Raw genomic sequence first — 12525 nt, 5'->3', positions numbered from 1 at the left:
TCATACAGTTTTCTTACGGCAAAAAATCCCCCGGTGGCCGCGTTTCGCGCAAGCCACCGGGGGATTTTGAACTTGTGAGGTCAGTTTTTCACCGGCCGTGTGCCGCATTGTGGAAAACTTCGTGGAAAGGCTGTGGAAAAATTACTTTTTCATGCCGGCCTCGGCCACCTTCATCATGATGGCGCATTCCATCCGCTTGCGGAACAGCTCGCAGCCGTACTCGTAAACGCCGGTGATGCTGCCGGTGGCGTGGTAGGCGTTGGCAGCGCAGCCGCCGGAGCAGTACAGCTTGGCCCAGCAGTCCTTGCAGCCGGGGCGGGCGTAGGCGTTGCACAGCTTGAACTCATCCCGCAGGGCGGTGTTGGTCACGCCGTCCCACACGTTGCCCATGCTGTACTTCGGGTCGCCCACGAACTGATGGCAGGGGAACAGCTCGCCCCAGGGGGTCACGGCCAGGTACTCGGTGCCGCTGCCGCAGCCGGAGATGCGCTTGTAGATGCAGGGGCCGTGGTTCAGGTCGATCATGTAGTGGTAGAAGGTAAAGCCCTTGCCCTCGCTCTCGCGGCGCAGCATCTCCTTGGCCAGGATCTCGTACTGCTCCATGATCTTGGGCAGATCCTCCTCGGTGAGGGCGTAGGGGTCGCCGGGGGCGCAGACCACCGGCTCCATGCTCAGCTGGTCAAAGCCCAGATCGGCCAGATGGAAGATGTCGTTGGTAAAGTCCACATTGTTGTGGGTGAAGGTGCCGCGCACGTAGTATTCCTTATTGCCGCGGGCCTTGGCGAACTTCTGGAACTTGGGAACGATGGTGTCGTAGCTGCCCTGACCGGCGTAGTTCTTGCGCAGCCGGTCGTGGACCTCTTTACGGCCGTCGATGCTCATGACCACGTTGTTCATTTCCTTGTTGGCGAACTCGATGACCTCGTCGTCCACCAGAACGCCGTTGGTGGTCAGGGTGAAGCGGAACTTCTTGTTGTTGGGCTCCTCCAGGCTGCGGCCGTAGGCGACCAGCTGCTTGACCACATCCCAGTTCATCAGAGGCTCGCCGCCGAAGAAGTCCACCTCCAGGTTGCGGCGCTTGCCGCTGTTGGCCACCAGGAAGTCCAGGGCCTGTTTGCCCACCTCAAAGCTCATCAGGGCACGCTCGCCGTGGTAGTTGCCCTGGCTGGCGAAGCAGTATTCGCAGTTCAGGTTGCAGGTGTGAGCCACATGCAGGCACATGGCCTTCACTTCGGTCACGCGCTTTTTGAAATCGAAGGCCATGTCGCCGTAGATGTCCTTGGCGAAGAGCTTGCCGGCCTTTTCCAGTTCGGCGATGTCCTCGAGACACTGGCGCAGGTCGGCCTCGGTCACATCCTCGCGGCCGGCGTATTTCTCCAGCATTTTGGCCACGATCTCGTCGGCGGGGGTGGTCTCGTACAGGCCGATCACATCGTAGGCCACCTCGTCCACCACATGGACCGAGCCGCTGAATACGTCCAGCACGATGTTGTATCCGTTGAGTTTATACTGATGGATCATGAAACGAAGGTTCCTTTCTGTAATGAATCTATCTAAAACGAAAAACAAAGGATCTATTCAAAAATCCGGCGGGGGCAGGCCCCGGCTGGATGAAAACGCAAAAAATACCGCCTGCGCACAATGCGGCAGGCGGTATGCTGCAAGGCAAGAATTACTTCTCGTCGTTCTTATGCTCGCACATCTGGTTAGCAACACCGCAGGAGGTTTTGCAGGCAGACTGGCAGGAAGTCTGGCATTCGCCGCAGCCGCCGGTCTGTACGCTCTTGGCCAGGTCGCGGGTCTCGAGAGTCTGAATCCGGTTCATCGATACGTCCCCCTTTCTATACCATAAATTTCCGGGAACCGGGCGGAAATGCCCGGTGCTTAAGAAACCTATAGAAACTTGCGTTTATTATACAATGGAAGCGGCCTTTTCGTCAATACCTACTTTGGCAGCCCCGGCGGGAGCCAGCAGGGTGAACAGGGCGCAGGGAATGAAGTAGGCGAAGGCCAGCAGATAGCGGATCTGCATGTAATTGGGCGCGCCCACCACCAGACCGAACCACACCAGATACAGCGGCAGATAGGCCAGCAGCAGCCGGGCGCGGCGGCGCAGCAGCTGTACCACACCGCACAAAAGAAGACCGTAAGCCATGAGCGCGGGCGGAATGAACACCGCACGGGCCTCCAGCTCGTCCCGCAGGCCAGCCCAGCCGGTGAGCCCCAGCACGATGTCCTTGCTGGTGATGCCGAAGGCTCCGTTGCTGCCCTCGTAGGGGAAGGAATAGCTGCCGCCGTCAAACCGGGGGCTCACGTAGCCCGCCACCTCGGCCAGCCAGGCCTTCAGATAGCCCTGCCAGTGGCCGGGCAGCAGCTGTGCCCACACCGAGAGCAGGTCCAGCTTGCCCTGCAGGGTGGCAAAATGCTCGGCGTTGAATTCCGAGCTGGTCTTCACCGGGTCCACCGTGATGGAGCTGTAGCTCTGGGCCATGGCCTCCACCGGGATCACCCGGGCGATGGTCTCGGCCTGCTGGGGGCTGAAGGCCTCCGGCTCAGAGGCGGCCACATAGGCCACCTGCTGCAGCGGTACGGCCCAGGCCTCGGCGGTGAGGGTGCTCTGCAGGCCCAGCGCGCCGTAGACCGGGCCGGTGATCAGCTTTACGCCGATCAGCACCGGCAGCAGCACGGTGAGGATACGGCGGCGGGCCGGACGCAGAGCGCACAGTGCAAGGCAGACCACCGCCGCGATGGGCCAGCCGTTGCCCCGCAGAAAGCAAAGAAGCAGGGTGAGGACAACAAAGTGAATCACTCCGCCCCGCTGCTGCAGGTTTTCCCCCCTGCAGCGGGCGGTGTCGAACAGAAACAGGCAGTAGAGCAGCAGCACCCCGTTGAACAGCGGGTCCTTCCAGATCACCAGGCTCTGGAAGGCGTACATGGTGCAGCCGCCGAAGAGGGCAAAGCCCAGCCCCACAGCGAGCAGCCCCGCGCCACGCCGCCGCATCCAGACCAGGCTGTAGGCCAGCATGGCGGCCACGGCGGTCATCTGCAAAAAGCCGAACAGGTAAGCACCCAGCTCGATCAGGCCCAGCTTGTAAAAGGGCCAGAGGATCAGCCGCAGCAGCAGGGTATAAAAGATGGGGTGAGCGTCGTTCAGCCCGCCGTGAAAGGCCTGCTCCAGCAGCTGGACGGAGTCCACATCCAGTCGTACCGGGCCCCAGCACAGAAAGACCGGCAGCCAAAGCACCAGGATAATTCCGGTGTACAGCGCCAGCTGCCGCCACAGCGGCCCGGCAGGTGTGGTGGGTGCATCCACAGCCGGCAGATGGGCCAGAAAGCGGCACAGCCCCAGCAGAATGGGAAACAGAAGGGCGCTGAGCAGCACCCAGAATGCCAGAAAGGCAAGGTTAAACTGCATGGTACCCGCCACCACGTTCTGCCCTAAGGTGAAAAAGCAGAACACTGCGCCCAGCACGCCGCAGGCAAGCCCCTCCCGGCGAGAAGGTCTGGCGCACAGGCCGCGCACCACGCAGACAAAGCAGACGCCCCAGAACAAACAGAAGAAGGGCGGGGACCACACCTGGCAGGCCCAGAGCAGGAACAGGGCACAGAACAGCCCGCTCACCACACCGGCGGCGGGAACGATACGCCGGTGGCGGCTCACAAAGGCCTCCGCATGAGAAAAGCTGGATAACATGAGATCAATCTCCTTTGGTTGGATTAGAAGAAGGGTGCAGCACCCGCAGGGCCCGGGGCATGGTGCCGCCGGTGCTGTGCAGCCGCACACCCTGGCGGTTCAGCCGGGCACAGCAGTCCAGAAAGACCCGGTCCACCCGCTCACCGGGCACGATGAGGGGAATGCCCGGGGGATAAGCCCACACATATTCGGCGCTTACCCGACCCTCACAGGCGGCAAGCGGCACCTCCTCACAGGGCAGCTCCAGCGCCTGGGCCACCGGCAGGGCGGTGGGCGGCAATGGCAGCGGCTCGGCGGCAGGCGGCATCGGGCAGGCGGCAAGGCTTTTGTCAATGGCCATAAGCGCCCGGGCCAGCCGCAGCAGATTCTCCTCGGTGTCGCCCAGGCCGGTCATGGCAATGGCCCAGTCGCCGCTGGCCATCTCCAGTTCAATGGAAAACTCCTCCCGCAGCCGGGCCATCAGTCCGGGGCCGGTGAGGGCAGTGCCCCGGGTGGAGATCACCAGTTTGCCGGGATCGTGGGCGAAAATGCCAGGGTGCTGTTCGGGCGTGTCCGTCCCGTGGCAGAGCACCCGCAGCCGGGCAAGCCCGGCAATCGCCCGGTCAAAGGCGGCCAGCGCCGCCTGCCAGCGGGCAAACAGCTCGCCGCCCCGGCGTTCCAGAAGGTCCACGCAGCCGTCCATGCTGGCCATCAGCAGATAGGAGGGGCTGCTGGTCTCGAAGATGCCCAGCTGGCGGGCCAGCGCCTGAGCCGAAATCAAATCGCCCTGCTGGTGCAGGATGCCGGTCTGAGTCAGGCTGGGCAGGGTCTTGTGCAGGCTCTGAACCACCACGTCCGCCCCGGCGGCAACTGCCCCGGCGGGCCAGCCGGGGGCAAGGCCCAGATGAGCGCCGTGGGCCTCGTCCACCAGCACCGGGACCCCGGCGGCGTGGGCGGCGGCGCAGATGGCGGCAAGATCGCTGATTACGCCCTCATAGGTGGGACTGGTGAGCACCAGCAGCTTTGCGTCCGGGTGGGCGGCCAGTGCGGCCCGCACCTGATCCGGGGTGATGGAGGCCAGCACCCCGAAGCTTTCGTCCACCGGCGGGGCCAGCCAGACCGGCACCGCGCCGCAAAGCTCCAGCGCGTGATAGACGGATTTGTGGCAACCGCGGCTCAGGATCACCTTGCCGCCCCGGCCGGCCGCCGCCCGGATACCGGCCAGAATGCCGCAGGTGCTGCCGTTTACCAGATAAAAGCTGCGCTGTGCGCCCCACAGCCGGGCGGCACGGTCCATGGAATCCTTCAAAATACCCTCGGCCTCGTGAAGGTCGTCGAAACCGTGGATCTCGGTGATATCCCAGGCTGCGCCCAGAGCGGACAGATAGGGGGCCAGTGCGGCGTTTCGCTTGTGGCCGGGCATGTGCATGGGAGCGGGGCCACCGGTGCTGTGGCGGGCCAGCGCTTCCAGAAGAGAGGGGAATCGATCGGGCATGCGGAAATACTCCTTTGAAGCGGGGCGTTTCCGGTGGGAAGACCCCGCGTTTTTTCCACTTTATCATAGCACACTTGCCCCGGCGGCGCAAAAAAAGAAGTGAAGTGTGCGCGGCAACAGGAAACCGGTCAGTTTTATGGTATAATAATCAAAATAAGTATCAACCAGTGACGCGCCTTGCACAGGATGCGTCCGAATGAAATGAGGAATTTGCCATGAAAAATTTCCGCAAGACCTTTCCCATCTCGTCGGTGGCTTTTATTCTGGTGGGCCTGGCACTGCTGCTTTGGCCCGAGGCATCCCTTCGGGTGGTGTGCGGGCTGTTCGGCCTGGTGATCCTGATGAAGGGCATGGGCAGCATCTACAGCTTTTTGAAGGCAGAAGTGCGGGGCTTCTTCAGCTACTTCGGCTGGCTGTTCGGCGCGGCTGCGGTGGCTCTGGGCATCTTTTTGCTGATTCGGCCCCAGACCGTGGTGTCTATCCTGCCCATTCTGGTGGGTCTGTTCGTCATCATGGACGGCGTAATGCGGGTGCAGAGCGCCTTTGAGCTGCGGGCCGCGGGCTACGACCGCTGGTGGAGCCTGCTGATTCTGGCGCTGGTCAGCGTGGTGCTGGGCGCGGTGATGCTGTGGAATCCGTTTGGCACTGTGGAGCTGCTGGTTATGGCTATCGGCGTGATCCTGATGGTGGAGGGCGCATTGAATCTGGTCGGGTACATCTGGGCCGCGATCCAGCTGAAGGGGCTGGAAAAGACCGCCCGGGATATGGCCGATCAGATGCAGGAGATGCTGGGTGACCCCGCCTTTGATGACGCGGACATCGTGGAGGCGGACTGGCGCGATCTGGATGACAAGCGTTAAAGCGGCATGAAACGGACGCTTTCCAAACAAACAACAGAGCCATTGCCGCCGGAATTGCAGCGGGCCGCCGCCCTGTGCGGTCTGGCCGCGCTGGTCTATCTGGCGGCAGACTCCGCCCTGAGCGGGCTGCTGGGCCCGTCGGTGGACAGTCTGTCCCCAATGGTGGGCGAGCTGGTGGCGCTGGGCAAAAATCTGCTGGCCCTGGCGGCTCCGCTGCTGGTGGCGCTGGCAAGTCCGCCCGGGGACCCGGTGCTTCTCAAACGGCCCCGGCGAGGGCTGTTCCCGGCGTTGTTTCTCGCGTTCTGGGCGCTCACCATGGCGGGCAATCTTGCCAGCACCGGCCTGCGTGCCGTGCTGGGAGAAGCCGCCGGTGCACAGCTGGCAGACGCCCCGGCCGGGCTGCTGTGGCTGCGGCTGGCGCTTGTCCCGGCGGTGGGCGAGGAGCTGCTCTTCCGAGGGCTGATGCAGGGCTACCTGCGCCCCTGGGGCGGCCGGGCGGCGATATGGGGCCAGGCAGTGCTGTTCGCGCTGCTGCACGGCGAGGCACCGGTCTGTTTTTCGGCGCTGCTTTCCGGGCTGGCGCTGGGCCTTTGCGCCGAAACCAGCGGCAGCCTCTGGCCAGGCATGGTCTTTCATCTTTATAACAATACTTTGGCTTTGCTGGGCCAGACCGGCGCGGGCCCTGCCTGGGTGCAGCCGCTGCTGCTGTTCGGCCTGCCCGCCGCCGTGCTGGCGGTTTGGGCGGCAAGGCCCAAGCTTCCGCCCCGCCTGCACGGCACAGGAGCGGGAGCCCTTGCTCGCTGCCCCGGCTATGTCCTGGCAGCGGTGCTGCTGGCGGTGCAGATGCTGCACGCCACATTTACATGATCTTTCACAAAGGAGAAACCCAATGACCGACGAAGAACTGATGGGCCTGGCCCTGGAGGAAGCCAAAAAAGCCGCCGCTCTGGGCGAGGTGCCGGTGGGAGCGGTGGTGGCCAAGGACGGCGAGCCCATCGCCCTGGCCCATAACACCCGAGAGACCGAGAAGAACGCTCTGCACCACGCCGAGCTGCTGGCCATCGACGCGGCCTGCAAAAAGCTGGGCGGCTGGCGGCTGTGGCAGTGCGAGCTGTTTGTTACGCTGGAGCCCTGCCCCATGTGCAGCGGCGCCATCATCAACAGCCGCATCAAACGGGTGGTCTACGGCGCAAAGGATACCAAGGCGGGCTGCTGCGGCTCGCTGGTGGACCTGTTCGCCTATCCGTTCAATCACCATCCGGTGATCGAGAGCGGTCTGCAGGAGCAGGAGGCCGCCGCCCTGCTTCAGGAGTTTTTTGCCATGCTGCGGCGCAAACGGGAGGAGAAAAAGGGAAAATGAGAGAGAAAACAGTGCTGGTCACCGGGGCGAGCCGGGGCATCGGTGCGGCGGTGGCCCGGGCCTTCGCCAATGCCGGATACCGGGTGGCCGTCAACTATAACGCCAGCAAGGCTGAGGCTGAGGCCCTGGCGGCCCAGTGGCCGGACCGGATGCTGCCGGTGCAGGCGGATGTGGCCGACCGGGCTCAGGTGGAGGCCATGTTCCGGCAGGTGGAGGAAGCCTTCGGCGGGGTGGATGTGCTGGTCTGCAATGCGGGCATTGCCCGGCAGGAGCTCTTCACCGATGTGACCCCCGCCGCCTGGCAGCGGATGCTGGATGTGCATCTGAGTGGGGCCTTCCATTGCTGCCAGTGCGCGCTGCCCCACATGCTGCATCAGAAGTGGGGACGCATTGTGACCGTGAGCTCCATGTGGGGCCAGGTGGGCGGCAGCTGTGAAGTGGCCTATTCCGCCGCCAAGGCGGGGCTGATCGGCCTGACGCGGGCGCTGGCCAAAGAAGAAGGCCCCAGCGGCATCACGGTGAACTGCGTGGCCCCCGGCGTGATCGAGACCGACATGATGGCGGCCTTTTCCGCCGAGGACAAGGCTGCTCTGGCGGAGGAGACCCCGCTGGGCAGTCTGGGCAGCCCGGAGCAGGTGGCAAAGGCCATCCTGTTTCTGGCCAGCGACGACGCGGACTACATCACCGGGCAGGTGCTGGGCGTGAACGGCGGTCTGGTGGTGTAAGCTGCCGGAACGCTTTCCCTTTCCGCCGCATACAATGCGGGCAAGGAGGGGAGCATGATGACCGTATTTCAGGAAGGGATCGACGTATCCCGTTATCAGGGCGTGGTGGACTGGTCCGCCGTGGCTGCGGCGGGCAAGGAGTTCGCCATCGTCCGGGTGGGCTCCAGCAACCAGAGCGGGCCCTATGTGGACCCCTATTTCACCCGCAACGTGCAGGGAGCGCATGCCGCCGGGCTGCGGGTGGGGGCCTATTTCTACACCTATGCCAAAACCGAGAGTGAGGTCATCCGGGAGCTGGATGTGTTTTTGAAGGCTCTGGAGGGCCACCGGCTGGAATATCCCGTCTACGTGGACGTGGAGGATGCTTCGCTGGCCAGCCTGGGACGGGACGCGGTGACCTGGCTGATCCAGTTTTCCATGGATATACTGGACCAGAAGGGCTGGTTCCCGGGGTATTACAGCTACACCGAATTCCTGCGCCGCTATGTCAACACCCAGCAGCTGGCGGCCTATCCCCTGTGGGTGGCTGACTACCGGGGCTATGTGGGGTGTGGCGGAAACTATGGGGTCTGGCAGTACTCCTCGGTGGGCCAGGTGAGCGGCGTGAGCGGCAACGTGGACCTGAACTACAGCTATAAGGATTATCTGCCGCTGATCCGGGCGGCGGGTAAGAACGGCTATCTGCCGAAAGTGGACCCCACTCAGCCGGAGGACGATTACTACCAGCTCTGGCGTGCCGCGCAGGATAAGCTGGACCGGATCGCGCTGATCCTGGCCGAGGAATAAGGTTGCATCACCGGGCAAAACATGCTATCGTTAAGGCGATGCCGGAGCAGCCCACAAGCAGGCTGCCCCGGATATGGAACAAAAAATGATCCGCTGTTTAGGAGAACCATATGGAAAACAAAACCTTTTTACGCAATGTACTGGGCATTGCCACCTTCTGCATCCTGCTTTACTGGGGCTTGCAGAATATGGACCGTGTAGGCGGTTTTCTGGGCACGGTGGCCGGGCTGCTCATGCCCTTTTTGATTGGCGCAGCCATGGCCTTTATTCTGAATGTGCCCATGCGCGCCATCGAGACCCATCTGCCCCAGAAGCTGCAAAGGGCCCACCGGGGCATCTCGCTGGTGATCACGCTGGCCGGAGTGATCGGCGTGGTCATGGTGGTGTCGCTGCTGGTGCTGCCGCAGCTGCAGAACACCGTGCAGACCATTGCTGCCCGGATGCCCGCCTTCTGGGCACAGGCGCAGGAGTGGGCTAACGAGCTGATGATCCGCTACCCTGAGTTAGCGGACTGGCTGAGCGATGCCGGGAACCTGAATCTGCGCAACGTGACCCAGCAGGTGATGGACTGGCTGAAGAACGGCGGCCTTGCTCTGGTGGGCAACACGGTTACCGCCGCCACCGGCATCATCTCGGGCTTTGTGAACTTCTTCATTGCCTTCATTTTCGCCATCTACCTGCTCTTCCAGAAGGAGACGCTGGGCCGCCAGGGCCGGATGCTCCTGTTTGCCTGGATGCGGCCGGAGCATGCGGAAAAGGTGCTGGAGGTGCTTCGCCTAGCCAACAAGACCTTCTCGAATTTCCTGTCCGGTCAGTGCCTGGAGGCATGCATCCTGGGCGCGCTGTTCGCGGTGGGTATGCTGCTGTTCCGCATGCCTTATGTGCTGCTGGTCAGTGTGCTGGTGGCGGTCACCGCGCTGATTCCGGTATTCGGTGCCTTTATCGGCTGCTTCGTGGGCGCATTCCTGATTCTGATCCAGAACCCCACGCAGGCTGTGGTGTTCGTGATCCTGTTCCTGGTGATCCAGCAGATCGAGGGTAACCTGATCTACCCCCGTGTGGTGGGCAGCTCGGTGGGCCTGCCTTCGGTGTGGGTGCTCACCGGCGTTACGCTGGGCGGCAGCATGTTCGGCGTGGTTGGCATGCTGGTGATGATCCCGCTGTGCTCGGTGCTTTACAGCCTTCTGCGCACCGCCACCCGGGAGCGCCTGCGCAGCCGCGGCGTGGAAAAGGCAAAGTATATGCTGGCCCCGGCGGCTCCCGCAAAAAAGGCCCCGGCCCAGCCGCCGAAGACTGCGAAGAAAAAGTAAATCCGCAAACAGTAAAAGCGCCTGCCCGGCGATTTGAACCGGGCAGGCGCTTTTTGGTGAAGACAAAAAAAGAAAGCCGTTGTTTTTCACCAGCGGCTTTCGACAATCGGCTTATTTCAGCAGCTCTTCCACAGCAGCCTTGGGCTTCAGGCCCACGCTCTTGTTGGCAACGGCGCCGTTCTTGAACACCACCAGGGTGGGGATGCTCATCACGCCGAACTGCATGGCCAGCTCGGGGTTCTCGTCGATGTCGATCTTGCAGACCTTCACCTGACCGGCCTTCTCCTCGGCCACTTCATCCACGATGGGGGCCATCATACGGCAGGGGCCGCACCAGGTCGCCCAGAAATCCACCAGCACGGGGACATTGCTCTGCAGGACCTCCTGCTCGAAGTTTGCTTTATTTACAGTTACAACGCTCATTTCATAACACTCCTTTTTATTTCAGGGCTCCGCAGGTGAGTGCAGAGCAATTCATCCATTGACTTTAGTATATCAGTGGCGGGGCCGGTTATCCGTGATGTAATCACCTTAAGTATACCACACCGGTGAAGGTTTGAGGCCTCAGCGCAAACTGTCCTTCGCCACCTCACGCAGCTTGTCCATGTCCAGCAGGGTGATGCAGCCCCGGGCGATGAGCACCATCTTTTCGGTCTGGAAATATTTGAGCATCCGGGTCACCACCTCCCGGGCGCTGCCCAGATGATGGGCGATCTCCTCATGGGTCAGGCGAAGCTTGGTGGTGTCGTTCAGCTGGGCTTCGCCCACCAGAAAGGCGGCCAGGCGGCTGTCCAGATGCTTGTAGAGAATCTGGTCCAGCAGCCACATCACATCGGAAAAGCGGCTGGCGATCAGCTCGGTGGTGTAGTTGGCCACCGGGGCGGATTCCTGCATCAGCTTTTTGTAGACCGGTGCGGGGATGCGGTAGAGGATGCAATCCTTTTCCGCCTGCACCGAGATGTCGAACTGCAGGCTGTTCAGCATGCAGTAGGCCGAGAGAATGCACACATCCCGTTCAAACAGCCGGTACAGGGTGACCTCGCGCCCCTCCTCGGAGAAGGAGTATCCCCGCAGCTGGCCGTGTACCACGATCAGCGGGCCCACGCAGTCCTCGGAGCCGTTGCGCACCACCTCGCCCTTGCTCACGTGATGCAGTGTCACGTTCTGGGTCAGGTACTGCTGCTGCTCACGGGTGAGCTTGGGCCAAAAGGGAAGATATTCGTAAAATTCCATCGGCGGGCCTCCCTGGGGTTACAGATTTTGTCGAAACGACAAGAAGGATTACAAAACGATTATGCCACAAAAAGAGGAAGGATGCAACGCCGCGGCTCAAAATGCCAGCAGGCCCAGATGCTCCAGCAGGATCTTGCAGCCCATCAGCACCAGAACGATGCCGCCGGCCAGCTCGGCACGGGATTTGTAGCGGGCGCCGAACCGGTGACCGATGGCCACGCCCACGGCGGACAGGCAGAAGGTGGTCACGCCGATAAAGCTGACAGCGGGCACAATGTCCACCGACAGGAACGCGAAGGTCACGCCCACCGCCAGCGCGTCGATGCTGGTGGCCACCGCCAGAGGGAGCATGGCCGCCGGACTGAACTGGCAGTTCAGCTCCTCCGGCTTCGAGCGGGATTCCCGGATCATATTCACGCCGATGAACACCAGCAGACCAAAGGCGATCCAGTGGTCAATATTGGTGATGAATTGCTGGAACTGGGTGCCCAGCAGGTAGCCAATCAGAGGCATCAGCGCCTGGAAGCCGCCAAAGTACAGGCCGGTGATGGCGGCATGACGGGGCTTCAGGCAGGGAAGACTCAGGCCCTTGCAGATGGAAACGGCGAACGCATCCATGGAAAGGCCGACTGCCAGAATAAACAGCTCGATCAGACTCATAAAAGAAAAACTCCCTCGCAGATAATTTGCCCGACCATCGGCCGGGGATTTGTATCCTGCAAAAAGCACAGTAATATTAATTATAACATATATCTTATGCCCCTCACCGGGCCCCGGAGAAAAAACAGAAAAAATTTTTAAAAAATATTTTGAAAAAGGGCTTGCGTTTTGCAAAACACCGTGCTATAATACATTTCGCAGCCGACACAAGAGAGCTGATGCGCAGGTGTCGTACAACGGCTAGTACATCAGCCTTCCAAGCTGAGGACGTGGGTTCGACTCCCATCACCTGCTCCACAAAGCAGGCAAGGGGCAAGAGCTCCGGCTTGCTGGCTGCAACAACAGCATATGCGGATGTGGCGGAATTGGCAGACGCGCTAGATTCAGGTTCTAGTGGTAGCGATACCGTGGGGGTTCAAGTCC

General features: G+C 61.8%; 13 protein-coding genes and 1 tRNA gene. 7 read left to right on the top strand and 7 right to left on the bottom strand.

Features of this window, described 5'->3' with window-relative positions:
- Positions 1-141: 141 nt before the first annotated feature.
- The 4 genes from scfB to B5F28_RS11150 all read right to left on the bottom strand — a co-directional run bounded on the left by scfB (position 142) and on the right by B5F28_RS11150 (position 5168).
- A complete protein-coding gene (gene scfB, locus B5F28_RS11165; RefSeq protein ID WP_087295970.1) occupies positions 142-1521 on the bottom strand; it encodes a thioether cross-link-forming SCIFF peptide maturase in 1380 nt (459 codons plus the stop codon).
- Positions 1522-1672: 151 nt separating this feature from the next.
- A complete protein-coding gene (gene scfA, locus B5F28_RS11160; protein WP_087182329.1) occupies positions 1673-1825 on the bottom strand; it encodes a six-cysteine ranthipeptide SCIFF in 153 nt (50 codons plus the stop codon).
- A gap of 87 nt (positions 1826-1912) precedes the next feature.
- A complete protein-coding gene (locus tag B5F28_RS11155; RefSeq protein WP_087295969.1) occupies positions 1913-3694 on the bottom strand; it encodes a DUF6020 family protein in 1782 nt (593 codons plus the stop codon).
- A 4-nt stretch (positions 3695-3698) separates the two neighbouring features.
- Positions 3699-5168, bottom strand: a complete 1470-nt coding sequence (locus B5F28_RS11150) for an aminotransferase class I/II-fold pyridoxal phosphate-dependent enzyme (protein WP_087295968.1) — start codon at positions 5166-5168, stop codon at positions 3699-3701.
- 215 nt (positions 5169-5383) lie between these two features.
- Between B5F28_RS11150 and B5F28_RS11145 the strand changes: the two genes are divergently transcribed.
- From B5F28_RS11145 to B5F28_RS11120, 6 genes are all read left to right on the top strand, one after another.
- Complete coding sequence (locus tag B5F28_RS11145) at positions 5384-6028, top strand: HdeD family acid-resistance protein (RefSeq protein ID WP_087295967.1); 645 nt, start codon at positions 5384-5386, stop codon at positions 6026-6028.
- A 6-nt stretch (positions 6029-6034) separates the two neighbouring features.
- Complete coding sequence (locus B5F28_RS11140; protein ID WP_087295966.1) at positions 6035-6895, top strand: CPBP family intramembrane glutamic endopeptidase; 861 nt, start codon at positions 6035-6037, stop codon at positions 6893-6895.
- A gap of 22 nt (positions 6896-6917) precedes the next feature.
- Positions 6918-7388 (top strand): nucleoside deaminase, encoded by a 471-nt coding sequence (locus tag B5F28_RS11135; RefSeq protein WP_087295965.1) that lies wholly within the window; start codon positions 6918-6920, stop codon positions 7386-7388.
- Positions 7385-8113, top strand: coding sequence for an elongation factor P 5-aminopentanone reductase (gene ymfI / locus B5F28_RS11130; RefSeq protein ID WP_087295964.1), 729 nt, complete (start codon positions 7385-7387; stop codon positions 8111-8113). The genes B5F28_RS11135 and ymfI overlap by 4 nt, the downstream gene beginning before the upstream one ends.
- A 54-nt stretch (positions 8114-8167) precedes the next feature.
- Positions 8168-8899 carry a glycoside hydrolase family 25 protein gene (locus B5F28_RS11125; RefSeq protein ID WP_247643473.1) on the top strand — a complete coding sequence of 244 codons (732 nt, stop codon included), beginning with the start codon at positions 8168-8170 and terminating at the stop codon, positions 8897-8899.
- A 110-nt stretch (positions 8900-9009) separates the two neighbouring features.
- Complete coding sequence (locus B5F28_RS11120; protein ID WP_087295962.1) at positions 9010-10209, top strand: AI-2E family transporter; 1200 nt, start codon at positions 9010-9012, stop codon at positions 10207-10209.
- A gap of 111 nt (positions 10210-10320) precedes the next feature.
- On the opposite strand, the gene trxA is transcribed toward B5F28_RS11120, so the two are convergent.
- The 3 genes from trxA to B5F28_RS11105 all read right to left on the bottom strand — a co-directional run bounded on the left by trxA (position 10321) and on the right by B5F28_RS11105 (position 12102).
- Entirely contained in the window at positions 10321-10632 is a 312-nt protein-coding gene (gene trxA / locus B5F28_RS11115; protein ID WP_087295961.1) for a thioredoxin, read from the bottom strand.
- A 141-nt stretch (positions 10633-10773) separates the two neighbouring features.
- A complete protein-coding gene (locus B5F28_RS11110; protein WP_087295960.1) occupies positions 10774-11442 on the bottom strand; it encodes a Crp/Fnr family transcriptional regulator in 669 nt (222 codons plus the stop codon).
- A gap of 96 nt (positions 11443-11538) precedes the next feature.
- Positions 11539-12102: a manganese efflux pump MntP gene (locus tag B5F28_RS11105; RefSeq protein WP_087295959.1), complete on the bottom strand. Its 564-nt coding sequence runs from the start codon at positions 12100-12102 to the stop codon at positions 11539-11541.
- 222 nt (positions 12103-12324) lie between these two features.
- Between B5F28_RS11105 and B5F28_RS11100 the strand changes: the two genes are divergently transcribed.
- Positions 12325-12399, top strand: a tRNA-Gly gene (locus tag B5F28_RS11100).
- Positions 12400-12525 lie beyond the last annotated feature (126 nt).

It is taken from the genome of Gemmiger sp. An194 (assembly GCF_002160145.1).
Lineage (GTDB): Bacteria > Bacillota > Clostridia > Oscillospirales > Ruminococcaceae > Allofournierella.
This window is presented reverse-complemented; position numbering and strand designations above follow the sequence as displayed.